Source organism: Pseudomonas sp. HMWF032 (assembly GCF_003060885.1).
In the GTDB taxonomy this organism is placed as follows: Bacteria; Pseudomonadota; Gammaproteobacteria; order Pseudomonadales; family Pseudomonadaceae; genus Aquipseudomonas.
Window position 1 is genome coordinate 163,658 of sequence record NZ_QAIG01000008.1, and the last position, 26,464, is coordinate 190,121.

The 26,464-nt window shown below is 59.6% G+C and carries 28 protein-coding genes; 6 read left to right on the plus strand and 22 right to left on the minus strand.

Going from position 1 to position 26,464, the window contains the following annotated elements:
- Nucleotides 1-75: 75 nt before the first annotated feature.
- The 5 genes from fabG to DBR00_RS13195 form a co-directional block, all read right to left on the minus strand.
- Nucleotides 76-819, minus strand: a complete 744-nt coding sequence (gene fabG / locus DBR00_RS13175) for a 3-oxoacyl-ACP reductase FabG (protein ID WP_108486327.1) — start codon at nt 817-819, stop codon at nt 76-78.
- A gap of 16 nt (nt 820-835) precedes the next feature.
- A complete protein-coding gene (gene fabD / locus DBR00_RS13180; protein ID WP_108486328.1) occupies nt 836-1,774 on the minus strand; it encodes an ACP S-malonyltransferase in 939 nt (312 codons plus the stop codon).
- 104 nt (nt 1,775-1,878) lie between these two features.
- Nucleotides 1,879-2,889 carry a phosphate acyltransferase PlsX gene (plsX, locus tag DBR00_RS13185; RefSeq protein ID WP_108486329.1) on the minus strand — a complete coding sequence of 337 codons (1,011 nt, stop codon included), beginning with the start codon at nt 2,887-2,889 and terminating at the stop codon, nt 1,879-1,881.
- A 3-nt stretch (nt 2,890-2,892) separates the two neighbouring features.
- Nucleotides 2,893-3,075 carry a 50S ribosomal protein L32 gene (rpmF, locus tag DBR00_RS13190; RefSeq protein ID WP_003245185.1) on the minus strand — a complete coding sequence of 61 codons (183 nt, stop codon included), beginning with the start codon at nt 3,073-3,075 and terminating at the stop codon, nt 2,893-2,895.
- 13 nt (nt 3,076-3,088) lie between these two features.
- A complete protein-coding gene (locus DBR00_RS13195) occupies nt 3,089-3,616 on the minus strand; it encodes a YceD family protein (protein ID WP_108486330.1) in 528 nt (175 codons plus the stop codon).
- Nucleotides 3,617-3,738: 122 nt separating this feature from the next.
- Here DBR00_RS13195 and DBR00_RS13200 point away from each other — a divergent pair, with 122 nt between their 5' ends.
- The gene (locus DBR00_RS13200; RefSeq protein ID WP_108486331.1) at nt 3,739-4,317 is read left to right on the plus strand and encodes a nucleoside triphosphate pyrophosphatase; all 579 of its coding nucleotides are present in this window, start codon (nt 3,739-3,741) and stop codon (nt 4,315-4,317) included.
- Nucleotides 4,318-4,366: 49 nt separating this feature from the next.
- Here DBR00_RS13200 and sppA read toward each other — a convergent pair whose 3' ends face one another.
- Genes sppA through rluC form a run of 3 tightly spaced genes read right to left on the minus strand, consistent with a single transcriptional unit; the run spans nt 4,367 to nt 6,979 of the window.
- Complete coding sequence (gene sppA, locus DBR00_RS13205) at nt 4,367-5,347, minus strand: signal peptide peptidase SppA (protein WP_108486332.1); 981 nt, start codon at nt 5,345-5,347, stop codon at nt 4,367-4,369.
- Between the two features lie 11 nt (nt 5,348-5,358).
- On the minus strand, nt 5,359-6,033 hold the full coding sequence (locus tag DBR00_RS13210; RefSeq protein WP_108486333.1) for an HAD-IA family hydrolase: 675 nt from the start codon (nt 6,031-6,033) through the stop codon (nt 5,359-5,361).
- On the minus strand, nt 6,026-6,979 hold the full coding sequence (gene rluC / locus DBR00_RS13215; RefSeq protein ID WP_108486334.1) for a 23S rRNA pseudouridine(955/2504/2580) synthase RluC: 954 nt from the start codon (nt 6,977-6,979) through the stop codon (nt 6,026-6,028). The genes DBR00_RS13210 and rluC overlap by 8 nt, the downstream gene beginning before the upstream one ends.
- A gap of 579 nt (nt 6,980-7,558) precedes the next feature.
- Here rluC and rne point away from each other — a divergent pair.
- Nucleotides 7,559-10,642: a ribonuclease E gene (rne, locus tag DBR00_RS13220; protein ID WP_177479986.1), complete on the plus strand. Its 3,084-nt coding sequence runs from the start codon at nt 7,559-7,561 to the stop codon at nt 10,640-10,642.
- A 102-nt stretch (nt 10,643-10,744) separates the two neighbouring features.
- Here the strand turns inward: rne and murB are convergent, their stop codons facing one another.
- The 8 genes from murB to DBR00_RS13260 form a co-directional block, all read right to left on the minus strand.
- Nucleotides 10,745-11,764 (minus strand): UDP-N-acetylmuramate dehydrogenase, encoded by a 1,020-nt coding sequence (murB, locus tag DBR00_RS13225; protein ID WP_108487885.1) that lies wholly within the window; start codon nt 11,762-11,764, stop codon nt 10,745-10,747.
- Nucleotides 11,761-12,225, minus strand: a complete 465-nt coding sequence (locus tag DBR00_RS13230; protein ID WP_108487884.1) for a low molecular weight protein-tyrosine-phosphatase — start codon at nt 12,223-12,225, stop codon at nt 11,761-11,763. Before DBR00_RS13230 ends, murB begins: the two co-directional genes overlap by 4 nt.
- Nucleotides 12,225-12,989 (minus strand): 3-deoxy-manno-octulosonate cytidylyltransferase, encoded by a 765-nt coding sequence (gene kdsB, locus DBR00_RS13235; RefSeq protein ID WP_108487883.1) that lies wholly within the window; start codon nt 12,987-12,989, stop codon nt 12,225-12,227. The genes DBR00_RS13230 and kdsB overlap by 1 nt, the downstream gene beginning before the upstream one ends.
- On the minus strand, nt 12,990-13,175 hold the full coding sequence (locus tag DBR00_RS13240; RefSeq protein WP_090387286.1) for a Trm112 family protein: 186 nt from the start codon (nt 13,173-13,175) through the stop codon (nt 12,990-12,992).
- 61 nt (nt 13,176-13,236) lie between these two features.
- A complete protein-coding gene (lpxK, locus tag DBR00_RS13245) occupies nt 13,237-14,238 on the minus strand; it encodes a tetraacyldisaccharide 4'-kinase (protein WP_108487882.1) in 1,002 nt (333 codons plus the stop codon).
- 13 nt (nt 14,239-14,251) lie between these two features.
- Nucleotides 14,252-14,680, minus strand: a complete 429-nt coding sequence (locus tag DBR00_RS13250) for a biopolymer transporter ExbD (RefSeq protein WP_090248015.1) — start codon at nt 14,678-14,680, stop codon at nt 14,252-14,254.
- The gene (locus DBR00_RS13255) at nt 14,677-15,309 is read right to left on the minus strand and encodes a MotA/TolQ/ExbB proton channel family protein (protein WP_108487881.1); all 633 of its coding nucleotides are present in this window, start codon (nt 15,307-15,309) and stop codon (nt 14,677-14,679) included. The genes DBR00_RS13250 and DBR00_RS13255 overlap by 4 nt, the downstream gene beginning before the upstream one ends.
- A gap of 72 nt (nt 15,310-15,381) precedes the next feature.
- On the minus strand, nt 15,382-17,607 hold the full coding sequence (locus DBR00_RS13260; RefSeq protein WP_177479988.1) for a DNA internalization-related competence protein ComEC/Rec2: 2,226 nt from the start codon (nt 17,605-17,607) through the stop codon (nt 15,382-15,384).
- Between the two features lie 134 nt (nt 17,608-17,741).
- Here DBR00_RS13260 and DBR00_RS13265 point away from each other — a divergent pair, with 134 nt between their 5' ends.
- The gene (locus tag DBR00_RS13265) at nt 17,742-18,266 is read left to right on the plus strand and encodes a DUF2062 domain-containing protein (RefSeq protein ID WP_108487880.1); all 525 of its coding nucleotides are present in this window, start codon (nt 17,742-17,744) and stop codon (nt 18,264-18,266) included.
- A 66-nt stretch (nt 18,267-18,332) separates the two neighbouring features.
- Here the strand turns inward: DBR00_RS13265 and DBR00_RS13270 are convergent, their stop codons facing one another.
- Genes DBR00_RS13270 through DBR00_RS13280 form a run of 3 tightly spaced genes read right to left on the minus strand, consistent with a single transcriptional unit; the run spans nt 18,333 to nt 21,548 of the window.
- Nucleotides 18,333-19,577, minus strand: a complete 1,245-nt coding sequence (locus DBR00_RS13270) for a lipoprotein-releasing ABC transporter permease subunit (protein ID WP_108487879.1) — start codon at nt 19,575-19,577, stop codon at nt 18,333-18,335.
- Nucleotides 19,577-20,260 (minus strand): lipoprotein-releasing ABC transporter ATP-binding protein LolD, encoded by a 684-nt coding sequence (gene lolD / locus DBR00_RS13275; protein WP_177479998.1) that lies wholly within the window; start codon nt 20,258-20,260, stop codon nt 19,577-19,579. Before lolD ends, DBR00_RS13270 begins: the two co-directional genes overlap by 1 nt.
- A gap of 22 nt (nt 20,261-20,282) precedes the next feature.
- The gene (locus DBR00_RS13280; protein ID WP_108487877.1) at nt 20,283-21,548 is read right to left on the minus strand and encodes a lipoprotein-releasing ABC transporter permease subunit; all 1,266 of its coding nucleotides are present in this window, start codon (nt 21,546-21,548) and stop codon (nt 20,283-20,285) included.
- Between the two features lie 233 nt (nt 21,549-21,781).
- Between DBR00_RS13280 and DBR00_RS13285 the strand changes: the two genes are divergently transcribed.
- The 3 genes from DBR00_RS13285 to DBR00_RS13295 are packed head-to-tail and all read left to right on the plus strand — an operon-like array spanning nt 21,782 to nt 23,394.
- Nucleotides 21,782-22,363, plus strand: coding sequence for a PilZ domain-containing protein (locus DBR00_RS13285; RefSeq protein ID WP_108487876.1), 582 nt, complete (start codon nt 21,782-21,784; stop codon nt 22,361-22,363).
- A gap of 12 nt (nt 22,364-22,375) precedes the next feature.
- The gene (locus DBR00_RS13290; protein WP_108487875.1) at nt 22,376-22,678 is read left to right on the plus strand and encodes a phosphodiesterase; all 303 of its coding nucleotides are present in this window, start codon (nt 22,376-22,378) and stop codon (nt 22,676-22,678) included.
- Nucleotides 22,675-23,394: a glycerophosphodiester phosphodiesterase gene (locus DBR00_RS13295; protein ID WP_108487874.1), complete on the plus strand. Its 720-nt coding sequence runs from the start codon at nt 22,675-22,677 to the stop codon at nt 23,392-23,394. The genes DBR00_RS13290 and DBR00_RS13295 overlap by 4 nt, the downstream gene beginning before the upstream one ends.
- Before the next feature lie 158 nt (nt 23,395-23,552).
- Here DBR00_RS13295 and sthA read toward each other — a convergent pair whose 3' ends face one another.
- From sthA to DBR00_RS13310, 3 genes are all read right to left on the minus strand, one after another.
- A complete protein-coding gene (sthA, locus tag DBR00_RS13300; protein WP_108487873.1) occupies nt 23,553-24,947 on the minus strand; it encodes a Si-specific NAD(P)(+) transhydrogenase in 1,395 nt (464 codons plus the stop codon).
- Nucleotides 24,948-25,213: 266 nt separating this feature from the next.
- A complete protein-coding gene (gene nqrM / locus DBR00_RS13305) occupies nt 25,214-25,441 on the minus strand; it encodes a (Na+)-NQR maturation NqrM (protein WP_108487872.1) in 228 nt (75 codons plus the stop codon).
- The gene (locus tag DBR00_RS13310; protein ID WP_108487871.1) at nt 25,438-26,463 is read right to left on the minus strand and encodes an FAD:protein FMN transferase; all 1,026 of its coding nucleotides are present in this window, start codon (nt 26,461-26,463) and stop codon (nt 25,438-25,440) included. The genes nqrM and DBR00_RS13310 overlap by 4 nt, the downstream gene beginning before the upstream one ends.
- Nucleotide 26,464: the final 1 nt, after the last annotated feature.

Consider the following 26,464-nt stretch of genomic DNA (forward strand, 5'->3'; position numbering starts at 1 on the left):
TCTATAAACCTGTTGCAGCTTTATAACGGATTTTAGACAGCATCTATGACAGTTTTCTGAAGCCATCCGTCACATTCAGCTCATGTACATCCCGCCGTTCACAGGGATAGTAGCGCCTGTGACGTAAGCTGCGCCATCAGAAGCGAGGAAAGCGACCACTTTCGCGATCTCTTCGGCCTGCCCCAGACGGCCCAACGGAATCTGTGTCAGCAGCGCATCACGCTGCGCATCTGGCAGTTCACGGGTCATATCGGTGTCAATAAAACCCGGCGCTACTGCGTTTACGGTAATCGCCCGCGAACCCACTTCACGCGCCAATGCACGGCCAAAACCTTCAAGCCCAGCCTTGGCAGCGGCATAGTTGACCTGCCCGGCGTTACCCATGGCACCCACCACCGAACCAATATTGATGATGCGCCCGTAACGCGCCTTGGTCATACCACGCAGCACCGCCTTGGTCAGGCGATACAGGCTGCTCAGGTTGGTATTGATGACATCGAACCACTCATCATCTTTCATGCGCAGCATCAGGTTATCGCGGGTGATACCGGCGTTATTGACCAAGATCAACGGCTGGCCAAGGTGTTGCTGGATATGTTCAAGGGTGCTAGCAACCGACTCGTCATTGCTGACATCCAGCACCAGACCAGCACCTTCGATGCCATTGGCCTTCAGGGTTTCCGCAATACGCTCGGCACCCGAGGCCGAAGTGGCCGTACCGATGACCACAGCCCCCTGACGCCCCAACTCCAGGGCAATCGCCTGGCCAATGCCGCGGCTCGCGCCAGTAACCAATGCAACCTTACCTTGCAGGCTCATATCGTTTCTCCTTAAATCAGACCAGGGCCGCGTTCGTAGCAGCAAAGGCGTCCGGGGTGTCCAGGTTATGGGTGTTGATACCCTTGACGCAGCGCTTGTTCAGACCCGACAACACCCTGCCAGGACCACACTCAACCAGATCCGTCACACCCTGTGCAGACAGGCAGACGATCGACTCCACCCAACGCACCGGGCTGTACAACTGAGCCAACAGGTCGCGCTTGAGCCCTTCCAGATCCGTCACCACCGCAGCGCTGACGTTCTGCACCAGAGCAATCTGCGGAGCCTGCCAGTCAATTGCCGCTACCGCTTCAGCAAAACGCTCGGCCGCAGGCCGCATCAACGCGCAGTGCGACGGCACGCTAACCGGCAACGGCATCGCGCGCTTGGCGCCACGTGCCTTGCAGGCCTCAATGGCGCGCTCGACAGCAGCGGTGCCCCCAGCAATCACCACCTGGCCCGGTGCATTGAAATTCACCGCACTGACCACTTCACCCTGTGCAGCTTCGGCGCAAGCCGTCAGCACATCGGCATCTTCCAGACCCAGAATCGCCGCCATGCCGCCCTGCCCGGCCGGCACTGCCTGCTGCATCAGCTGACCGCGGTGCTCGACCAGCTTGACCGCTGCAGGCAGCGAAAGACTGCCAGCAGCAACCAGCGCCGAGTACTCACCCAGGCTGTGCCCGGCAACAAATGCAGGACGTGCAGCGCTTTCGGCCAACCAGGCACGCCACAGAGCAACCGAAGCAGTCAGAATCGCTGGCTGCGTCCTGTCAGTCTGGTTCAGTTGTTCTTCAGGGCCCTGCTGGGTCAGCGCCCATAGGTCATAACCGAGCGCTTCGGAAGCTTCGGCGAAGGTGTCAATAATCAGCGGCCGTTGTGCACCGTGCTCGGCGAGCATCGCCAGAGACTGGGAACCCTGGCCCGGAAAGACGAATGCGAGAGATGCAGACATGGAAACCTGTTCCTAATGATCGGGATCGTCGGTAATACGCGCCAGGCTCAGCCAGGCGCAACAAACTGACAGTTGGATGACGGGCTCCCCGCCGCAGTCACATTCTAAAGCAGGTGTTCGCCGAGACGACCATGCAAACGTTGTGGCAGATTTTCTTCAATCTCCCGCAAAGCTCGGCGAATCGCACTCTTGAAGCCCTCAGGCCCGGCCGCACCATGGCTTTTCACCACAATCCCCTGCAGCCCCACGAAACTGGCGCCGTTGTGCTGGGCTGGCGCCAGTTCACCCTGCAAGCGCCGCAGCAGCGGCAATGCCAGCGCACCAACCGCGCGCGCTGCAAGGCTTGACTTGAACAGGGCATCGATACGCCCGGCAATCATCGCCGCCAGACCTTCACTGGATTTGAGCAGGATGTTGCCGACAAAACCATCACACACCACCACGTCAGCCTCGCCGCGGTAGAGCCCATCGCCCTCGATAAAACCGATGTAGTTCAACCCCTCGGCCTGCTGCAGCAGACTGGCTGCCAGCTTGACCTGCTGGTTGCCCTTGATGTCCTCAGTACCGACATTCAACAGCGCCACACGCGGACGCTGCATACCCAGAACCTCGGCTGCCACTGAACCCATCACGGCGAACTGGTGCAGATGCTCGGCACTGCAATCAACATTCGCGCCTAGATCCAGCAGATGACAGAAACCCGTCTGTGTCGGAATAGCCGTGACCATGGCCGGACGGTCAATTCCCGGCAGGGTTTTCAGCACATAGCGTGACAACGCCATCAGCGCCCCGGTATTCCCGGCGCTGACACAGGCCTGCGCCGCACCACTGCGCAGCAATTCAAGGCTGACACGCATCGAGGAATCCGGCTTGCTACGCAAAGCCTGGGCCGGGCGCTCGCCCATACCCACGACTTCACCGGCATGGGCAACACGCAGGCGAGCACGATCGACACCGGGGTGGCGAGCAATCAAGGATTCAAGAAGAGAAGATTGGCCAACGAGGACCAGGTGCAACGAAGGGGATTCAGCCAAACAGGCAATGCTGGCCGGAACAATGCAGTGGGGACCGAAGTCCCCACCCATTGCATCAATCGCTATAACCGGAGCGGACAAGGATTACTCGTCAGCGCCCTTGTCGATCACTTTACGACCACGGTAAACGCCTTCTGGCGATACGTGGTGACGCAGGTGAACTTCACCGGTGCTTTTCTCGACCGACAGAGTGCTGGCCTCGAGAGCGTCGTGCGAACGGCGCATGTCACGGGCGGAACGGGATTTTTTGTTCTGCTGAACAGCCATAACTAATTAACTCCTAAACGTTTGGGTCACGCTTTAACTGCGCCAATACACTGAACGGGTTGGACCGCGTTACCTCGTCCTCGCTCGACTCGGGCTCTTCGAGGCCGGCCGGCTGCTGGCAATCTTTAGGGTCATGAGCCGGGACAATGGGCAAGGCGAGCAGAAGCTCCTCCTCAACCAGCGCCAGCAGATCCAATGGGTCTTCACCCAACTCAATCACGTCATAGCCTTGCGGCACGGACTGGGTATTCGCACCCTCTTTCACCACAGCGTAATCACACGCGCTATAGATCGGCAAAGTGACCAGCTCCAGACAACGCTGGCAAACCATCTTGACTTCAACCTCAAGCTCACTGTGAAAAACCACAGCGTTACGCTCGTCGCGCTCGAAAGAAAACTTCGTACGCACCATGCCTTGGTTATCGGCAAGCGGGCCGCAGAGACGCTGCAAATCTGCAAGCTGCAGGTCACCCTCAAGGGTGGCGCTGCGATCGGCTAATTTGCGCGGATCAACGTGAGGTGGAATCGGGCCATTTGACATAGGCGGCGCATTTTAGGGATGCAACCCGCCGCTGTCAAAGGAAATTCGGCCTGTCCAGCATCTGGATGCGACGGCTAGAATCACTCACTGCCCGCAAACCTATATAGAAGAAGGAAAACGCCGTGCTGCCTCTGGTGCTAGCGTCCAGCTCCCCCTATCGCCGCGAACTGCTTAACCGCCTGCGCCTACCGTTTACTTGGAGCGCTCCGCAAATCAACGAAACACAGCACGCGAATGAAGGCGCCGAAGCCCTGGTACGCCGCCTGTCACAGGAAAAAGCCCAAGCCCTGAGCGGCACACATCCGCAACATCTGATCATCGGTTCAGATCAGGTGGCGGTACTCGGCTCACAAATACTCGGCAAGCCGCATACCCTGGAACGCGCTTGCGAGCAGTTACTGGCCGCCAGCGGCAATAGCGTCACCTTTTTGACCGGGCTCTCCCTGCTCAACAGCGCAACCGGCCAACAACAAACCGACTGCGTGCCATTCACTGTGCATTTCCGCCCACTCAGCGAAGCGCAAATCGTGCGCTACCTGAGCACCGAGCAACCCTTCGACTGTGCCGGTAGCTTCAAAGCCGAAGGCCTGGGCATCAGTCTATTCAGCAGCACCGAAGGCAGCGACAGCAACAGCCTGATCGGCCTACCACTGATTCGCCTGGTTGACATGCTGCAAGCCAACGGTATCGACATCCCCTAAAGCAACAAGCCCGATCAATGACCGGGCCCGTTTGCAACAGACCTAAACCCTAGCGCAAGGCCGGGCCCTGGAACCCCATCCACAAGGCAATGCGCTCAGCCATACTGGCACCCAGGGTTTTCGCGAAACGATCGAAAGGCGATTCCTGCACCGTGAAGTCGACGACTTCCTTCTCGCCAATCACTTCCCGCGCCACATAGCTGGTATTGCCCAACGCATCGACCAATCCCAGCTTTAAAGCCTGCTCACCCGACCAGACCAAGCCCGAGAACAACTCGGGATGCTCAGCATCCTTCAAGCGCTCACCACGCCCCTGTTTAACACTGGCAATAAACTGACGATGGGTGGTTTCCAGCACACCCTGCCAAAATTTGGTCTCTTCGGCCTTTTGCGGCTGAAACGGATCGAGAAACGCCTTGTGCTCGCCGGAGGTATACACGCGACGATCGACACCCAACTTCTCCATCACGCCTACAAAACCGAAGGTAGCCGCCGTCACACCAATAGAGCCAACCAGACTGGCCTTGTCGGCATAGATCTCATCCGCCGCACTGGCGATGTAATAGGCACCCGACGCACCCAGGTCGGTAATCACCGCATATAGCTTGATCGCCGGGTATTCGGCGCGCAGGCGGCGAATCTCGTCATAGATATAGCCCGACTGCACCGGACTACCACCCGGGCTATTGATCCGCAGGATTACACCCTTGGTGCTGGCGTCCTCAAAGGCTGCGCGCAGACTGCTGACAATATTGTCGGCACTGGCAGACTCTTGATCTGCAATCATGCCACGCACCTCAATCACCGCAGTATGACTGCCAGTGGTCGCACCCTTCTTCATCGCCAGCATGGGCGAGAACAACGCCAGCGCACCGAAGATATAAATAAAGGTCAACAACTTGAAGAAAATCCCCCAGCGCCGCGCACGACGCTGTTCCTGCACGCCAGCCAACAGGGTTTTTTCAAGCAACTGCCAGCTTTTACCGTCGCCATCAGCCGCTGCTGCCGACGCCTTCCATTCATCTGCCATGCAAAACCACCTCAACTGACTGAATTAGACGCACGCCGACCCAGCCAGGCGCGCAATTCGGTAAAACATTCTATTGCCAACGTTGGCTGACACTCGCGCAACGCCTGCAACGACTGCGCACCATAACCCACGGCCACACAATCCATGCCCGCACGCTGCGCCATCAACAGATCAAAGGACGAATCCCCCACCATCAACGCCTGATGCACTGACACACCGCTTTGCTCAAGAATCTCATGCAACATCAACGGATCAGGCTTACTTGCTGTTTCATCGGCACAGCGACTGTAATCGAAAAAATCCAGCCAACCACGATCAGCCAACACACGCTGTAAACCATGACGCCCCTTACCGGTCGCCACCGCCAAGCGATAACCCTCAGCACGAAAAGCCTGCAACCCCTCCGCCACACCATGAAACAAGGCCGAAGGTTCGGACTCGAGCGCCAGATAATTTTCGCTGTAACTTTGCCGCATACGCTGAACAAGACCCACATCATCCAGCAACGGATACAAGCTGCGAATCGCCTCCGGCAAACCCAGACCGATAATCCCGCGCACCTGATCATCGGTGCAGCGCGCAAGACCGCATACATCTGCAGCCAAGTGCATGGCCGTGACAATCCGACCAATCGAATCGACCAGCGTGCCATCCCAGTCGAAAATCAGCAGCTGGTAATCACGCACCCAGACGCTCCAGGGTCTTCGCCCACACCTCATCCACAGGCGCTTCGAGTTTGATCGTGCCACCTTCAGGCAGCGGCACAACCAATTCATAGGCGTGCAGGAACAGGCGCTTACCGCCCAGCTCACGAATCTCTTTGGTGAAGTCATCGTCGCCGTATTTGCTGTCACCGGCAATCGAGTGCCCCGCGTACTGAGCATGCACACGGATCTGGTGAGTACGCCCAGTCACCGGTTTGGCTTCAATCAACGTGGCAAACTCACCAAAACGCCGAAGCACTCGGAATACGGTTAAAGCCTCCTTACCTTCAGGATTGACCTCAACCATCCGCTCACCGGAACGCAGATTGCTCTTAAGCAGCGGCGCATTAACCTGCTTTTTCGCCGTCGCCCAATGACCGCGAACCAGCGCCATATAGCGCTTATCCACGCCATCGCCACGCAAGGCTTCGTGCAGGTGACGCAGCATGCTGCGCTTTTTGGCAATCATCAGAAGACCCGACGTATCACGGTCCAGACGATGCACCAACTCCAGATCCTTGGCATCGGGACGCAATTGACGAAAGGCCTCAATGACACCGTAATTCAGACCACTGCCACCATGCACGGCAATGCCGGCCGGCTTATTCAGCACAATCAGCGCCTTGTCTTCGTAGACTATCGCCGCCTCAAGGCGCTGCAACAGCCCTTGCGCCAAGGGCTCAGGCTCATCGCGCTCAGCGAGCCGCAACGGCGGCACACGCACAATGTCACCGGCTTGCAACTTGTACTCAGGCTTGATGCGCCCCTTGTTTACCCGCACCTCGCCTTTGCGCAAGATCCGGTAAATAAGCGTTTTCGGCACACCCTTGAGCTGCGTGCGGAGAAAATTATCAATGCGTTGGCCGGCAAGTTCCGGCGCAACCTCGAGCAGCTGAACGCCGGAGGTTGGAGGGGAAGGATTAGTCATCGCGCAATCATAACAATTTTTATGGAATTGAAGCACTTAATCATTGCTGCTATAGTCGCAGAGCCGCCAAAAGCGGCCTGGTTAGCGGATGATCGCCAAAACTGCCATCCCCAACCAACGCAATCCATTCGGGACGTGAGGCCGTCCGACGGGTTATTCAGCGAATGAAAAGCCTGCAAGGCTGTGAATAACTCGGAAATAAAGCCTTTAAGCCATGATGCGCAACCAGCCCCTTTGGACGGTTGCGGTAATAGTTAACCCGCTGCGGATTTTCGCGAGCGGCACCCGAGTTTCAGCGATACGTGTAGGGTGGAGATGTACAACTGTTGGTCCGCGTAGCTGCTCGCTTTACCAAGACGCCTTATCTCGTCCGCTACCAACAGCTGATTCCTCCTCCTGAACTTAGTGCTTTCTGTTATCACAGCGAGCAGGAGACGTCCGTCGCGGCCCAGCACAATTGGCTGATCGCCGCTAGACACTGGAACGCTTTACGACCGTTCCTGACGCACCTGACACCGACCCCTGAAGTCGTGTGTGCCGAACGCCGCTTCCGCCAGCACCGGAAACCGACGGTACTACATGAAAAGAATGCTGATTAACGCCACTCAGCCCGAAGAGTTGCGTGTTGCCCTCGTAGATGGGCAAAAACTCTACGACCTGGACATTGAGTCCGGTGCCCGCGAGCAAAAAAAATCCAACATCTACAAGGGTAAAATCACCCGCGTAGAGCCGAGTCTCGAAGCCGCTTTCGTCGATTTCGGTTCTGAGCGTCACGGTTTCCTCCCGCTCAAAGAAATCTCCCGCGAATACTTCAGCAAGGCTCCAGAAGGCCGCGTCAATATCAAAGACGTGCTCAAGGAAGGCCAGGAAGTTATCGTTCAGGTCGAGAAAGAAGAGCGTGGCAACAAGGGCGCAGCCCTGACCACCTTTATCAGCCTCGCCGGCCGCTACCTGGTGCTGATGCCGAACAACCCGCGTGCCGGTGGCATCTCGCGCCGCATCGAAGGCGAAGAGCGTAATGAACTGCGTGAAGCGCTGAACGGCCTGGTTGCGCCAAGCGACATGGGCTTGATCGTACGCACCGCAGGCCTTGGCCGCTCTAGCGAAGAAATGCAGTGGGACCTGGATTACCTGCTGCAACTCTGGACCGCCATCAAAGAAGCCTCGCAAGACCGCACCGCACCCTTCCTGATCTATCAGGAAAGCAACGTCATCATCCGCGCCATCCGCGACTACCTGCGCCAAGACATCGGCGAAGTGCTGGTCGACAGCATTGAAGCGCAGCAAGAAGCCCTGAGTTTCATCAACCAGGTGATGCCGCAGTACGCCAGCAAGATCAAGCTGTACGAAGACAGCGTACCGCTGTTCAACCGTTTCCAGATCGAAAGCCAGATCGAAACCGCCTTCCAGCGCGAAGTGAAACTGCCATCCGGCGGTTCCATTGTCATCGACCCGACCGAAGCCCTGGTGTCCATCGACATCAACTCGGCGCGCGCCACTAAAGGCAGCGACATTGAAGAAACGGCCCTGCAGACCAACCTGGAAGCGGCTGAAGAAATCGCTCGTCAACTGCGCCTGCGTGATATCGGCGGCCTGATCGTCATCGACTTCATCGACATGACCCCGGCGAAGAACCAACGCGCCGTAGAAGAAAAAGTCCGCGAAAGCCTGGAAGCCGACCGTGCCCGCGTGCAAGTGGGCCGCATCTCGCGCTTCGGCCTGCTGGAAATGTCGCGTCAACGCCTGCGTCCCTCCTTGGGTGAAACCAGCGGCATTGTCTGCCCACGCTGCAACGGTCAAGGCATCATCCGTGACGTCGAATCGCTGTCGCTGGCAATTCTGCGCCTGATCGAAGAAGAAGCGCTGAAAGACCGCACCGCCGAAGTCCGTGCGCAAGTGCCAATTCCGGTTGCTGCGTTCCTGCTCAACGAAAAACGCAACTCGATCACCAAAACCGAGCTGCGCACCCGCGCACGCATCGTGATCATTCCGAACGATCACCTGGAAACGCCACACTTCGAAGTACAGCGTATCCGTGACGACAGCCCGGAAGCTCAATCAGGCCAGTCCAGCTATGAAATGGCTGTAACGGAAGTTGAAGAAGAAAAGCAGGCGTCCGCGACCCGCACTCTGGTTCGCCAGGAAGCAGCCATCAAGACTGCGCCACAGCGTACGGCGCCTACTCCGGTAGAAACCGCCGTAGCACAACCTGTAGCCGCTGCTGAGCCGAGTCTGTTCAAGGGCCTGGTCAAATCACTGGTCAGCTTGTTCGCCGGCAAAGAAGAAGAAAAACCTGTCGTCATCGAGAAGAAGACCAACGAGCGTCCACAGCGTGGCGATGAGCGCCGCAACGGTCGACAGCAGAATCGCAACCGCGGTGGCCGCAGTGACGAACGCAAACCACGCGAAGACCGTGCGCCGCGTGAAGACCGTGCCCCGCGGGAAGAACGCGCACCTCGTGAGGAGCGTGCACCGCGTGCCGGGCGTGAAGAACGCGCACCGCGTGAAGAGCGCAGCCCGCGTGATCTGGTTGAAGTTCGTGAGCCGCAGGAAGTGCGTCAATCACGCCCACCGCGCGAAGAACGTCAGCCTCGGGACCGCAAGCCGCGCGAAGAGCGCCAGCCCCGCGAACTGCGCGAGCCGCTTGATGCGGCTCAGGGCGACAGCGCCACCGCCAGCGACGAAGCCCGCAGCGAACGCCCGCAACGTGAACCGCGCCAGCCACGCCCACCGCGTGAAGAGCGCCAGCCGCGTGCCGAACAAGCTGCAGCCGCCACTGACGAAGAGGCACTGAACGCCGATGACGCTCAACTGGATGATGGCCAAGACAGCAATGAAGGTGGCGATCGCCCACGCCGTCGCTCCCGTGGCCAGCGTCGTCGCAGCAATCGTCGCGAACGCCAGAATGATGCCAACGGCAACCCAATCGAAGGCAGCGAAGAAACCGCAGAGGCTTCGGCCGATGCCGGTAACACAGTCGTCGCCGCAGCGGTAACCGCCGCAGTTATGACGGGCGCAGACGAAGCCGTCCCAGCAACCACAGCAGCCGCACCGGTAGCTGTCGAGCAGGAGCAGCCACGTGAAGCCACTGCCGTTGAAGTAGCACAAGCCGTTGTTGAAACCACAACAGCAGAAGCAGTAGCTACCCCGGCTTTCGAGGCCAGCGAAACACCTGCACAGGCCGCCGAAGTCAGCGACAGCGCATCAGCACCTGCCGCAGTTGTAGCACCTGCCCCAGCTGCAGAAGCGGTGGAAACACCAGCTGTGGTTGCAACGCCAGAGCCAGTTGCCGAAGTTGTAGTGGCTGAGGTGGTAGCCGCTGAAGCCACACCCGCCGTCGCGCTGACCAGCAACGGTCGCGCCCCTAACGATCCGCGCGAAGTGCGTCGTCGTCAGCGTGAAGCCGAGCGCCTGGCTCGCGAAGCAGCTGAAACGCCAGCTGCCGCCGTTCAGGTTGAAGCGGCTGCACCAGTAGTAGAAGTGACTGCAGAAGCCGTCGTTGAAACTGCAGCCGAAGCACCTGCGAGCATCGAAGCCGTCGAGCCCAAGGCCGAAACCGCCGCGCAAGTAGAAGCAGAAGTAAGCCAGGAGCCGCAAAGCTCACTGTTTACTGAAGTAGAAGCTGACGAGCAGGATAAAGAAGCGGTCAAACCACAGGTCTGATCCGCCAGGCAATAAAAAGGGGATGCTTAGGCATCCCCTTTTGCGTTCTGGCTTTTATTACAGCGCGATCAATACGCTGGTCGCAGCCTGCCGCCAAACGCCTTACAGCACGTTTGGCTCAATCTCCAACTCCACCGCAAAACGCTGGGCAATATCCGCCTGGATACGCTGCGCCAGTGCCAATAGTTGCGCCCCGGTGGCTGCGCCGTAATTCACCAGTACCAGCGCCTGCAAACGATGCACGCCCGCATCACCCTCACGAAAGCCCTTCCAGCCCGCCCGTTCGATCAACCAGCCGGCGGCCAGCTTGACCTGTCCATCTGCCTGAGCATACGCCACCAGATCGGCATGCTCAGCACGCAAGCGTTGCGCCAGCTCACTCGATACCAACGGGTTCTTGAAGAAGCTTCCGGCATTGCCCAGCACAGCAGGATCAGGCAGCTTTTCACTGCGAATGGCACAGATGGCCTGACTGACATCCAGCGCCGTCGGAGCACCGATCCCCTGCTCTGCCAGACGCTGACGCACCGGACCATAATCCAGATGCAACGCTGCCGTGCGACTCAAGGCAAAGCGCACCCGCAGGATGACCCAGCGCCCGCTTTCTCGTTTGAAAAGGCTATCGCGGTAGGCAAAGGCGCAATCCTGCAGAGAAAACTCACGCAACTCGCCGCTATAACGATCCAGGGCAGTCAACCCGGCAAACAGATCCTTTAGCTCAACACCGTAGGCACCAATATTTTGTACCGGTGCCGCACCCACTGTGCCAGGAATCAGGCTGAGGTTTTCCAAACCGGCAAAACCTTGCGCCAGCGTCCACTGCACAAATGGATGCCAGGGCTCCCCCGCCTCCGCCTCAATCACCACACGCTCGCCGTTATCGCTGAGTACGCGAATGCCACGACTGGCCATGCGCAGCACCAGCGCCTCAACGTCAGTGGTGAGCAGCAGATTGCTGCCACCCCCGAGCAATAACAGCGGCAACTGCCGCGCTTGCGCATAGCTCAGCGCTTCGCGCACCTGCTGATCGTTCTCGGCTTCGGCAAAATGCCTGGCCTGAGCCTCGACGGCAAAGCTGTTATAGGGTTTCAGCGATACCTGAGTGCGCACCTGCACGCTCATAAGCGCCCCTTGAGTTCGAGCACCAAGGCATCACAGGCCTGCTCGATCAGGTCCAGCACCTGCTCGAAACCGGCTGCGCCGCCGTAATAAGGATCCGGCACTTCATCCAGTCCCAGCTGATAACGGCGTAAAAACAGATCCAGCTCGGCCGCATCATTGCCCGAACGCAGCTGCTGCAGGTCGCGCAGATTGCTGTTATCCATCGCCAGAATCAGGTCGAAAGCATGAAAATCCGCCGCCTTGACCTGCCGGCCGCGCAACGCAGACAGGTCATAGCCGCGCTGCTGCGCCGCCTGACGCGTGCGCAGATCCGCTGCCTTACCCACGTGCCAGTCGCCCGTGCCCGCCGAATCCACTTCGACGCGCCCTTCCAACCCCGCTTCACGCAGCTTATGGCGCAACACACCTTCGGCCGTGGGCGAGCGGCAGATATTGCCCAAACAGACAAACAGAACGCGCATCAGGCCCCCAGCAGGCGACGAACCCGCTCCAGGTCTTCCGGTGTGTCGACACCCGCAGGCGGCGCTTGCAGAGCATCGGCGACATGGATACGCACGCCATGCCAGAGCGCGCGCAGCTGCTCCAGGCACTCGGTGTCTTCCAGCCAGCACGGGCCCCAGGCGACGAAGTCATGCAGAAACTGCGCACGGTAGGCGTAGATGCCGATGTGACGACGGTACGGCACGCCGGCCGGCAACTCGTCACGGCTTTTGGCAAAGGCATCCCGCGCCCAGGCCAGCGGCGCGCGGCTGAAGGTCAGAGCCAGGCCGGTCTTGTCGCTGACCACCTTGACCACATTGGGGTTGAACAGCGCCTGAACCTCTTCAATCGGCTCGGCCAGGGTGGCGATGGCGGCCTGTGGATTGGCGGCCAGATTGGCGGCCACCTGATCGATGATCGCCGGCGGAATCAGCGGCTCATCGCCCTGCACGTTGACCACGATGGCGTCAGCCGCCAGGCCCAAAGCCGTAGCCACTTCAGCCAAGCGGTCGGTGCCTGAGTTGTGATCGACACGGGTCAACACCACCTGCGCACCAAAGCCCTGACAGGCCTCCACAATACGCGCATCGTCGGTGGCAACTACCACCTGCTGGGCGCTGCTTTTGCACGCCTGCTCCCAGACATGCTGAATCATCGGTTTGCCGGCAATATCCTGCAGCGGCTTGCCCGGCAGGCGGCTGGAAGCGAAGCGTGCCGGAATCACAACGGTAAAGGCAGTGCTCATTTACTTATCCAGACGCTCGTCGACGTTGAGGGTGCGGGCTTCGGTTTCCAGCATCACGGGGATGCCATCGCGAACCGGGAATGCCAGTGCGTCGGCCTTGCAGATCAGCTCACTCTTGTCAGCAGCAAGCTTCAGCGGGCCCTTGCACAGTGGGCAGGCGAGAATGTCGAGTAGTTTCGGGTCCATGGGAGATCCTTGATAGGAAGCAACTGCTGAGGCGGACGAGGCCGCCGAATGATCAGAACAGTCAGGCGCGCGGCACAAGACGCTGCAATTGCTGATCAAACCAGGCGACAAACGCGGCCGAAGGCTCGGCATCCACCGCCAGGTACCACCAATCGTCAGCCGCAAAGGCACGGCACTTGACCGCATCCTTTTCCGTCATCAGCACCGGTAGCGCCGGGCTGAAGTTCAGCAACTCGGCACTGTACGGCGCGTGGTCGGCAAAGGCATGCGCGACAGACCGCCAGTGTAGCCCTTCGAGGGTGTTGAAGAAACGCTGCGGATTGCCAATACCGGCCACGGCATGCAGCGCCTGACCCGCAGGAAAATGCGTCAAGGGACGCACTTCGCCACTGCGCAGGTTGATCAGATTGCGTGGCTGCAAGGTAAAGGCGTAGCCATCCGACGAGTCCGCATTCGCGCCGTTATAAAGCCGTGCATCCACGCTTAAGAGACGCTCGACCGGCTCACGCAACGGACCTGCGGGCAGACAACGGCGATTGCCCAGGCCGCGCACGGCATCGATCAGCACCAGTTCGAGATCGCGGGCCAGGCGGTAGTGCTGCAAGCCGTCATCACTGAGGATCAGGTCCAGCGGCTCGGCCGCCAGCAAGGCAGCCACCGCGCGACTGCGATCAGGATCAATCATCAGCGGCACGCCGCTACGCTGCACGATCAGCAGCGGCTCATCACCGGCCACGCTGGCAGCCTGATCAGCCTGCACGCGCCAGGGCAGCTGCGGCGGCTGAGCGCCATAACCGCGACTGACCACGCCGACGCGCAGCCCCTGACGGCGGCAATGCTCGATCAGCCAGAGAATCATCGGGGTCTTGCCGGTGCCGCCGACAGTGATATTGCCGACCACCACCACCGGCACGGGAGCACGGTAGATCTCACCCTCACCCGCCAGAAAACGTGCGCGCTTGCGCAGCACCACCGCGCGATACAACCACTCCAGCGGACGCAGCAGGCCCAGCGCCGGATGACCGGCGTACCAGGCAGCAGTAAGGCGTGCGGACAGGCTCATCAGTGGGCAACCCTCAAGGCGCAGCTTGCGCCTCGATAGTGGTCATACGCAGATGGGCAAAACCCAACTTGCCGGCCGCATCCATGGCAGTGATCACCGCCTGATGCTGCGCCTTGGCATCGGCGCTGATGATCAGCGGAAGGCTGTTATCGCCTTCCGACTCCTTCTGCAGCGCAGCCATCAGGCTTTCCAGATCACTTTTCAGCAACTGCTTGGCATTCAGCGAGTAGCTACCGTCAGCGGCAATCAGGATTTCCAGCTGCTTGAGTTCAGTCTGCTCAGGTGGCGTGCCAGTGGCGGCCTCCGGTAGATCAACCTTGAGCTGGGTCTCACGGGTAAAAGTGGTGGTGACCACGAAGAACAGCAGCAGGATAAACACCACGTCGATCAGCGAGGCCAGGTTGATCTCGACGTTTTCCCGCGGTTTACGCCGGAATTTCACGCCTTGTCCTCGCCCAGATCGACGTCACGGTCACCCTGCACCACTTCCACCAAGCGGATGGCTTCCTGCTCCATGCCGACCACCAGTTCATCGACACGGCGCTGCAAGTAGCGGTGGAAGAACAACGCAGGAATGGCCACGATCAAGCCGGCCGCAGTGGTGATCAGCGCCTTGGAAATACCGCCGGCCAGCGAGGATGCATTGGCCATACCGGTGCCCATGAACGAACTGAAAATTTCGATCATGCCCAGCACCGTACCAAGCAGCCCCAGCAGTGGCGCGATACCGGCAATGGTGCCCAGGGCATTGAGGTAACGTTCCAGGTCATGGATGACCCGCGCGGCGGCTTCCTGAATGCACTCTTTCATGATCTCGCGACCATGCTTGGAGTTGGCCAGGCCAGCCGCAAGGATTTGCCCCAACGGCGAGTTGGCGCGCAGTTCCTTGAGCTTCTGATTATTGAGTTTTTTCTCTTTGATCCACTTCCACACCTGCCCCAGCAGGTTGGGTGGGGTAATGCGGCTCGGCCGCAACGTCCACAGGCGCTCGGCAATGATGCCGGCCGCAGCGATAGAACACAGAATGATTGGCAGCATCATCCAGCCGCCAGCTTTGACCAGTTCCCACACGGTGGCAGATCCCCTTCACAAAAGTGGCGCCACTCTAGCATAGGGCTGCGGCCTCGCCGACCGCCGCCGTTCTCATTTTTCCCGCCAAAAGCGTGCATGGTTACGCAAACCCTGCGCCGGCTCAAACGCCCCCAGGCGAATCCGCACCGCACCGTGCACAGCGGTGTCATACAGCTGTGCATCCAGCGCCCGGTAGCGCTCGACAACCTCAGCATGCGGATGGCCAAAAGCATTGTGCGCACCACGGGAAATCAGCGCAGCTGTAGGCCTGACCTTTGCCAGGAAAGACGCCGAGGATGAACTGCGGCTGCCATGGTGCGGCGCCAGCAGCCACTGCGCCGGCATTTCCAGGCCACTACTGAGCAGTGCCTGTTCGGCGTTAGCGTCAATATCGCCGGCCAACCACAGACGCTCGCCATTGGCTTCAATATGCAACACGCAGGAAGACTGATTGCCATCGCTGGCACTCTCCCAGCGCCAGGTACTGAGTTGCACCCCGTCCCATTGCCACTGCCGCCCACTGACACAAGCTGCAGCCTGCCACGCAGGTTCCAGCTTATCCGGCTCACCACTAAGTACCTGCCTGACGGGTAAACCGCGCCGGATTGCAGCAGCGCCACCGGAGTGATCGTTATCGGCATGACTGATCAGCAGCACATCGAGAGCACGCACATCCAGTGCCCGTAGAGAAGGCAGCACCACCCGCTCACCGGTATCGAACTCACCAAATCGCGGTCCAGCGTCATACAGCAAATCATGCTTCTGGGTGCGCACTAACACCGCCAGCCCCTGGCCGACATCCAGCATCCACACCTCCGCCCGCCCGTATTCAGGACGCTGCTGCGGGCTGAACAACAAGGGCAGCAGCAGTAATGCGCCCAGGCTGCGCATCGGCAAGGCGGCCGGCAATAGCAACACCAGCGCACCCAGCGCCACCAGCAGCCAGGCCCAGAGTGGCAAGGCGCTCGGCAACCAGGCCGGCAGCCACAGGGCCAACTGCGTGAGTAACTCAAACAGCAGATCGAGCACCCAGCCTGCTACCCAGAGCAGTGCAGCACCGACCACAGGCAAGGGCAGCAATAGCGTGCCGATTAATGCCAGCGGCACTACCAGTAATCCAACCACGGGAACCGCTACCAGGTTGGCCAAAGGAGCACTGGCACTCACAGGCAAACCGAGGGCCAACAGCAGTGGCAACAAGCCGATGGCCATGGCCCACTGCGCACGCAGTAAGGTGTTCCACCAGGGCCAGGCACCCAGCCGACCACTGAAGGTCAGGATCAGCAGCATCACCGCGCCAAAAGACAACCAGAAACCCGGCTGCAAACTGGCCAACGGCTCACCCAGCAACACCGCAAGCAATGCCAGTAATACAGGCAACCATACGCCCAGATGGCGGAAACGCCAGCGCCAGAGCAGCACCAAACCGATCATCACGCAGGCACGCTGTACCGGCACCTCAAAACCTGCCAACCCCCCATAAGCCAAAGCGCCGGCCAAGGCCACTGCACAAGCACAGGGCAGCCAGGGCCAGCTGCGCGGCCAGAATCCCAGACGCGCCATGCCGGCAACCAGGCCATATAACAGCGCCGCCAAAAGACCGATATGCTGGCCAGAGATCACCATCAAGTGCACAGTGCCGGTGTTCTGCAGCACCTGCCAATCTGCTGTCGAAAGCCCCGAATCGTCACCCAACACCAGCGCTGCCAACGCGCCTTCGCGGCCATGTGCAGGCGTTGCTAAAAGCTGCTGACGCAAACGGTCACGCCAGGCCCCTGTTCCACTCGCTGGCGCGATCAACTCGCCGCTTTTTACGGTACCCGTGCCACCAATACGCTGCGCCAGCAGCCAGGCCTCGTAATCGAACGTCTGAGGATTGACCAAACCATGGGGGCGCTTTAGCCGTAGCGCCAGACGCCAGGTTTGACCCGCACGCACAGCCGGTCCGTCATACCAAGCCAGGCGCAAACGTGCGGGCAATTTGTCACGACGGGAAACCACCTGTTCCAATTCAAAGCGCACCACCCCCTCGCCTAATTGAGGCAGACCAACTACCCGCCCCTGTAACCATAGGGTTCGTGCATCCATTTGCTGCACCAGACGATCATCCAGCGCCCATTGCGCCGATACACATGCCCAAGTGAAGGCAAATAGAAACAACGCAATGGGATAACTGCGAAATGGCAATAACATCAAGCCGGCGACCGGCAGAACAGCCAGCAGCCACAAGGGTGGCAAAGCCGGAAGGAAGCGCAGCACCAGTAGCCCGGCTACCAGCGCGAAAATTCCTGTGCGCATAGACTCGCTCCATGAGTCGAATACCGCGTTTCACCTATCGATCAGCCTTTGCTTATTTGCTGTCACAAAGTGTGAAAGCAGGCTGCCATCAACGGGGGCATAATGTTCGCGCGTTTACCCGCCAGAGAGCCTTCATGCCGCGTCGTCTATTCAAGCGCTACATGCCCCATCCGGACAGTATCAAGGCCAATAAATCACTGCGCTTTCTTGGTAATCTGATCCACGACCCCAATCTCTGGCACCTCAACCGCCATTCGGTATCACGCGCCATGGCCATCGGCCTGTTCTGGGCAATGATTCCGATGCCGATGCAAATGATCGCGGCCGCAGCCGTAGCCATTCCGGCCCGAGGTAACCTGCCAATATCCATCGGGCTGGTCTGGCTGACCAATCCGATTACCATGCCGCCAGTGTTTTATTGCAGCTACAAGTTCGGCGCCTGGCTAATCAACACCCCAACCCTGCAAATGCCCGATGAAATCACCCTCAGCTGGATTGGCCAGGTCCTGCAAACCCACTGGCAACCGCTCTATCTCGGTGCCCTTGCGCTGGGCTTGCTATTCGCCCTGATGGGCTATTTCGGCACCCAGGCCTACTGGCGCTGGTGGGTGCGTCGCAGTTGGCGCAAACGTCAGGAAAATCGTCGCCAATCTCACTAAGACGTTCAGCACTGACATAAAAAAGCCGTTACTCAGTAACGGCTTTGGGGTTTCTGCCAGCGTAGCTTATTCGTAACGCAGCGCATCGGCCGGCTGAATCTGCGCGGCTCGCCAGGACGGGTAGACGGTGGCCAGAAAGCTCAGGCTGAAGGCCGCGCCGCAGATCAGCAGAACATCAGACAGCAGTAACTCAGACGGCAGGTTACTGATGAAATACACATCCGCGCTCATTACCTGCTGACCGCTCAGGCGCTCGATCCAGCCCACAAGTTGACTGACATTCAACGCAGCAAAAATACCCAGCACCGCGCCAATCAGCGTACCGATCACGCCGATCACCGTACCTTGCACCATAAAGATGCCCATGATCTGCCCCGGCGTCGCACCCAGGGTACGCAAAATGGCGATATCCGCGCCCTTGTCCGCCACCACCATGATCAAGGTGGCGATGATGTTGAAAGCCGCCACGGCGACGATCAGCAGCAGCAACAGACCGATCATGGTCTTTTCCATTTTCATCGCACTGAACAGGCTGCCCTGGGTCAGGGTCCAGTCAGCGTAGCTGTAACCTGCGCCCAACTCACCGACAATCTGCGCGGCCACTTGCGGCGCCTGGTAGAGGTCTTTCAACTTCAGGCGCACGCTCTGCACCTGGCCCGGCTGCATACGCTGGATATGTGCCGCATCGGCGACGTGGATTAACGCTAACGAGCTGTCCAGTTCGGCGCCGACCTTGAAGATGCCGACCACGTTGAGGCGTTGCATGCGTGGGCTAATGCCGCCCGGTACGCTGCTCAGTTCCGGCACGATCAACGCCAGCTTATCGCCCACCCGCAGTTGGAAGCGTCGCGCGGTGATCTCACCGAGCACCACACCGAACTCGCCTTCGCGCAAATCGCTCAGGCGGCCTTGCTGCATATGCTTGTCGATAATCGACACCTGCGGCTCCAGCGCCGGATCGATACCGTGAAGCTGCACCGGCTGCATCGCGCCACGCACCGAAAGCATGCCTTCCAGCTCGGCAAACGGCACAGCGGCGACCACCTGAGGGTTGCTCTTCGCAGCGGCGGCAACCTGCTGCCAGTCATCCAGCGGCTGCGCCGCGGCGATGCTGGCATGCGGCACCATACCGAGGATGCGCGTGCTCATTTCCTTCTGGAAACCGTTCATCACCGACAACACCACAATCATGGCCAACACACCCAAGGCCAGGCCGATCATCGAAGTCATCGAGATAAAGGAAATAAAGTGGTTGCGCCGCTTGGCCCCGGTATAGCGGATACCGATAAAGATACTCAGCGGACGAAACATCAGGCGGTCACCAGCTTGCCGTCTTCCAGACGCAGGATGCGGTCCATCTGCTGGGCCAGCGCCATGTCGTGGGTCACCACCAGAAAGGCGGTCTGCGAGGAGCGGCTCAACTCCTTCATCAGGTCCTGAATGCCTTGCGCGGTATGATGATCGAGGTTGCCGGTGGGCTCATCAAGCAGCACCAGGCCCGGCTGATTGACCAAAGCGCGGGCAATTGCCACACGCTGACGCTCACCACCGGACAGCTCAGACGGCTTGTGCGCCAGGCGATGGCCCAGGCCAACACGCTCCAGCAGCGCAGTGGCACGCTGACGCGCCTCACTGATCGGCGTACGGCCAATCAGCAATGGCATACACACGTTTTCCAGCGCGGTGAATTCCGGCAGCAGGTGGTGGAACTGGTAAACGAAACCCAGCGCGCGGTTACGCAGCAGGCCGCGCTGTTTTTCATTCAGCGCCGACAACTCCTCGCCCGCCAGCCAGACGCTGCCGCTGCTCGGCGTATCCAGGCCACCAAGCATATTGAGCAAGGTACTCTTGCCCGACCCGGAACTGCCGACAATCGCCACACGCTCGCCAGGGTGCAGTTCCAGCTGCAGGTCCTGCAGCACTACAACCGATTGCGGACCTTCGTCATAGCTTTTACCGAGGTTGCGACAACTCAACACTGCACGATCTTGCATAACCGAATCACTCATAACCTGATCATTCATAACGCAGAGCCTCCGCAGGCTGGGTGCGCGCTGCACGCCAGGCCGGATACAGGGTGGCGAAGAAACTGAGAATCAATGCCGCACCGCAGACCAGCAGCACGTCCGCCAGCATCAGCTGCGAGGGCAGGTAGTCGATGAAATACACATCGGCATTGAGGAATTTGATCCCCAACAGCCCTTCCAGAGCGGCAATCGCACTGCTGATGTTCAAGGCGGCAAGGCAGCCCAGTACCGCGCCAATCGCCGTGCCGAACACGCCGATCACCGTGCCCTGAACCATAAAGATCGCCATGATCTGCCTTGGCGTCGCGCCCAGGGTGCGCAGGATAGCGATATCGCCCTTCTTGTCGGTGACCACCATGACCAGGGTGGAGATGATGTTGAAGGCGGCCACCGCAACGATCAGCAGCAGCAGCAGGCCAATCATCGCTTTCTCCATGCGGATCGCCTGGTACAGGTTGCCGTGGGTACGGGTCCAATCGCGGGCATAGTAATCACCTTCGCCGAGAGTTTGCGCCAGCGCCCAGGCAGTGCGCGGAGCCTCGAACAGGTCAGCGAATTTCAGGCGAATACCCTGCACCTGATCGGCCTGCCAGCGCTGCAAACGCGCCAGATCCTGAACATGGGTCAGGGCCAGGTGGCCGTCGATCTCGCCGGCGCCAACATGGAAGATGCCAACCACAGTAAAACGCTTGAGGCGCGGAAACATGCCGGCCGGCGTCACCGTGACTTCCGGGGCAACAAAGGTGACCTTGTCACCCAAGCCAACACCGAGCTTAGTGGCGGCCTTGTCGCCCAGCACCATGCCGAACTCGCCGGGCTTAAGGGCATCCAGCGAACCCTTGCCACCGTCTTCAAGCTTGAAGAAGTTGCCGATGATCGAGACCTTGGCTTCTTCAAGCGGATCGACCGCATTGATCAGCACTTTCTGCACCTTGCCGTCGTTGGTCAGCAGGCCCTGCATCTGGCTAAAGGGCGCAACCGCCAACACCTGCGGATTGCGCTGCGCCTTGTTGGCCAGGCTGCGCCAGTCCTTGATCGGCGTGGCGCTCTCGACCGTGGCGTGCGGCACCATACCGAGCACGCGGGTACGCATTTCATGGTCGAAGCCGTTCATCACCGACAGCACCAGAATCATCACCAGCACGCCAAGTGCCAGCCCGATCATCGAGGTCAGGGAAATAAAGGACACGAAGTGGTTGCGACGCTTGGCCCGCGTGTAGCGCGTGCCGATAAAAACGAACAGAGGTCTGAACATGTTGGGCTGATTCGAGGGAAAAAGAAACGTCCTTGTGGGGGCTTGGCGAGCAGCCTTACACTCTGAACCAGGGTAAAGTCTGCTGCGCGTCGGACCTGCTACGTTGAAAACTGTCTCGGAATGCTCATTTACATTCGTAAACAGCGCTTCCTAACCACTTTTCGCCTTGCATGCCGCTAGCTCGCAAGACTTTGAACAGGTTCTTCGACCACTACTGCTGCCATGGGTTCGCCATGCCGACTCAAGATGAAGATGATCGCCGCGAATACTATCGTATCGACGATACGATCGCACTGGAATTCACCCAGCTTTCCGGGGCTGAAGCCCTGGCCAGTGACGAGCTTCACGACAGCTCGCCGCTGTTCAACCTGCTCAGCGATCTGCACTTGATGGACTTCGAGTCGCAGCACCTGCTGCGACACATCACCGAACGTGACCGCACCCTGGCCAGCTACCTCAAGGTCATGAACAAACGCATCGACCTGCTCGGCCAGGCCGTGGCGCAGAGCTTGCTGCGCGACATCGGTGCGCCACGCAAGGTCAGCCTGTCCGAGGGCGGCGTCAGCTTCAACAATGCCCAGCCGGTTGTCATTGGCGCGCATTTGGCGGTAAAGATGGTGCTCATGCCGCAAGCCCTCGGCTTGTTGCTGCGCGCCAAGGTCGTACACTGCAGCAGCCTCCCTTCGCAGCAATTTGAAATTGGTGCGGAATTCGAAGCCTTGACCGATGCCCAACGTCAGCTGCTTGCTCGACATATCCTGCAGCGCCAGGCCCTGGAGCGTCGCCAAGCACGCGAGCAACCTCTGCAATCCTGATAGCGAGCCATCATGCCCCGCCTGCTTTTGCTTCTCGCCGTACTCATGCCCGTCAGCGTCCACGCCGATAGCCTGCAAATACCCATCGGCCAGCAGGGGACCAGCAACCTGCAAGTACCGCAGCTTGGCGAATCACAGCGTGCCGTGTTGGAGCGATTCGGCCTCGCCGACGAAGAGCACCCCAGCGTCGGCAACCCACCGATCACCCGCTGGGACTATCGCGAATTCAGCGTCTACTTCGAGCATAAACACGTGATCAACAGCGTGCGCCACCATCAGCCCGGCGCCGCCCTGCCAGACAAGGAGCAACAGTGACAGTTATTTATGGACACCGCGGTGCCAAAGGCGAAGCACCGGAAAACACCCTGGCCAGTTTCCAGCAGTGCCTACAGCATGGCGTGCGCCGCTGCGAGCTGGATCTTCACCTGTCGCGCGATGGCGAGCTGATGGTGATTCACGACCCAACGCTCAAACGCACCACCGGCCACCGCGGCAAAGTGGTCGAGCACGACGCCGCCGAGCTGGTGACCTATGACGCACGTAGAGGTGGCCCCGGTGCCGTCACGCCTTGCCCGATCCCGCGTCTGGAGGAGCTGTTCCAGCACTGCGATTTCGAGCACTGGCAGCTGGAAGTCAAAAGCGCCTCAAAGGTTCGTTCGGCGCGCATGGTTAAGGCTATTGCCGAGCTGGCTGAGCGCTACAACCTGACCGACAAGGTCACCGTCACCTCCAGCTCGCGTGAAGTCCTAAGCGCCCTGCAACGCCTGACGCCGCACCTGCAGCGCGGGCTGGTGGCCGAATACGCCTGGCTCGACCCACTCAAGGTGGCCAAGCACTACGGCTGCCATTTGCTCGCGCTGAACTGGACGCTGTGCACCCCGGAGCGCCTGCTCAAAGCCCAGAAAGCGGGCTTGCATGTCTCGGTATGGACGGTCAATGAACCGGCATTGATGCGCCGCCTGGCGGACTTCGGCGTGGACAGCATCATCACTGACTTCCCCGGCCTGGCAGTGGCCACGCTAAGCGGGTAGCCCCGTGTCACCCACACGCATGAAAAAACCGGCCCATGGGCCGGTTTTTCGTTGCTGCCGCCTGAGAGGCTAGAAGCTCTCCCGATTCGGCCAGTGCCACTCGGAAGCCACTACCCAGCCTGCCTCCCCGACCGGCTCAGGCTGCCGGCCGGTGCCGCTCAAAAAAGCCGGTTGAGGCCGTCGAACGCCGCCACCCGATAGGCCTCCGCCATGGTTGGGTAGTTGAAGGTGGTGTTGACGAAATACTTGATGGTATTGGCCTCCCCCTTCTGGTTCATGATCGCCTGGCCGATATGCACAATCTCCGAGGCCTGGTAACCGAAGCAGTGCACGCCGAGTACTTCCAGGGTTTCCCGATGGAAGAGAAGCTTCAGCATGCCCACCGGCTCATGGGAAATCTGCGCACGGGCCATGCCCTTGAAGAACGCCTTGCCTACTTCATAGGGGATCTTGGCCTGGGTCAGCTCGCGCTCGGTTTTGCCGATCGAGCTGATCTCCGGAATGGTGTAAATGCCGGTCGGCACATCATCAACAAAACGCCAGCTGCCATTGTCGACAATGCTGCCCGCCGCCGAACGGCCCTGATCAGCAGCCGCACTGGCCAAACTCGGCCAGCCGATCACATCACCAGCGGCATAGATATTCGACACCGGGGTGCGGTAGTTCTGGTCGACATCAATCTGGCCGCGACTGTTGACCTTGATGCCAATATTCTCCAACCCCAGCTGATCGGTATTGCCGGTACGGCCGTTGCACCAGAGAAAGGCATCGGCCTTGATCTTCTTGCCGGACTTGAGGTGCAGGATCACCCCGTTCTCCAGTCCTTCAACACTTTCGTATTCTTCGTTGTGACGAATCAGCACGTTGTTGTTGCGCAGGTGGTAACTCAACGCATCGGAGATTTCCGCATCAAGGAAGCTCAGCAGCTGATCACGGTTGTCGATCAAGTCGACCAGTACCCCCAGACCGCTGAAGATCGAGGCGTACTCGGAGCCGATAACCCCGGCACCATAAATGATGATGCGGCGCGGCGTGTGGGTCAGGCTGAGGATGGTGTCACTGTCATAGATCCGCGGATGGCGAAAATCCACATCAGCCGGGCGATACGGGCGCGAACCGGTGGCGATAACGATCTGCTTGGCCACCAGCTTTTCCACCACACCATTGGCGCACACCACTTCAACAGTACGCTCGTCGGCGAAACTGCCGGTACCGAAAAACACATCTATTCGGTTACGCGCGTAGTAGCCGGTGCGCGAACTCACCTGCTTGGCAATCACCCGCTCGGCGCTTTTCAGCACATCGGGAAATGAAAACCAGCGCGGCTCGCCGATCTGGCGGAACATCGGGTTGGTGTTGAACTGCATGATCTGCCGCACCGAGTGGCGCAGCGCCTTGGACGGAATGGTGCCCAGGTGGGTGCAGTTGCCGCCGACTTCGCGGCGGCTGTCGACCACGGCCACCTTGCGCCCGGCCTTGGCTGCGTTCATCGCCGCGCCTTCACCCGCGGGGCCGGAACCCAGCACCACCACGTCGTAGTTGTAGACCGCCATGTTTACTCCTTCAGATCACACCGGAGCACTTGTTCCGTACTCTCGGCAGGGCCAGTGCTGCGCACGCAGCCTGACAATCAATGCGTTAGAGGCTACTCACGATCTTGCGAGCTAGAGCGTTACAAGGCAAAAACAAGCAAGGAAGCAGAGTTTACGAGCTGTAAATGAGCATTCCGAGCTTGTTTTTAACGCAGTAGCGCCGACGCGCAGCAGATCGTGAACAGGTTCTTAGCTGCAAGCCTAGCCCTTCGGCGGCCGCAGGGCGATTAGCGTTTGGTCGCGTCGTACGCCAGGGACTCTGCCTTGGCCTGCGGATCGCTGTTGATTTCTTCGCATTTCTCGCGGCTACCGCCACAGATTGAGCATTCTTTCTCGATACCCAGGTTGGCGATGCCGCCGCAGGAACCGGCAATCGGCTTGCGCCCCATGATCACACCCACCGCCATCATGCCGACGACCAGCACCATGACCAGAAAAACCACCACGAATGTCATTGCTCTTCTCCTGCGGCAAACAGCTGCTCGAAAGCCTGAGTGCCCTGTGTGACGAAGGCGTCGCCTTCGCGGGTCACGAAAAACGCGGCGATACCCATACGTTCAGCAAATACCAGGCCACGCTCGGTGCCCATCACCATAAGTAATGTAGACAAGCCATCGGCGCGCAGGGTCGATTTATCGGCCACCGTGACAGCTGCCAGGGTGTGGGTGATCGGCGCGGCCGTCAACGGATCAAGGGTGTGCGAATAGCGCCGGCCATTCTCCTCGAAGTAATTGCGGTAATCACCTGAAGTGGAAATGCCGTAGCCATCCAGTGCCAGAATCCGCTGAGCCACCCGCTCACCTTCCTGCGGAGCTTCAAGGCCGATGCGCCAGGGCTGCCCATCCGGCTTGATACCAGCGGCCTTGAGCTCACCCGTGACTTCAACCAAGTAACTTTTGACTCCCAGCTCAGTCAGACGCTGCGCGATCCGGTCCACGGTATAGCCGGCAGCGATGCTATTGAAATCGACCTGCAGGTTGATTTCCTTGCACAGTTGCTGCCCGTCACGCCGCAGGTACTGCATCCCCGTGCGGGCACGCGCTGCGGCCAGCTGCTCGGCAGTCGGCACCTGCTCTGCGCGGCCTTGAGGACCGAACCCCCAGAGGTTGAGCAAGGGCTCCAAGGTCAGGTCGAACGCGCCCTGACTCTGCTCATTGAGGATGCGTCCGGCCTCGACCAACTCCAGCACCGGTGCTGGCATGGTCTGGCAGGTGCCTGCAGGTGCCTGGTTGAACTGTTCGATCAGCGAGTCATCACGGTAGGTCGACATCTGCTGATCGACTTCGCTGAGGATCGCATCGGTTTCATGTTTGAGCTGGTCAAGGCTTGGAGCGCCGTCACTGCGCACGTACTTGATCGAGTAGGTGCTCCCCATGGTCGGGCCACCGAACTCTTCTATTCGCTCTGAAAACCAGCAGCCCGTTAGGGCTGCCAGCAGGCTGACAGCGATAACGGGCCGTAGTACCGCATTGTTCATG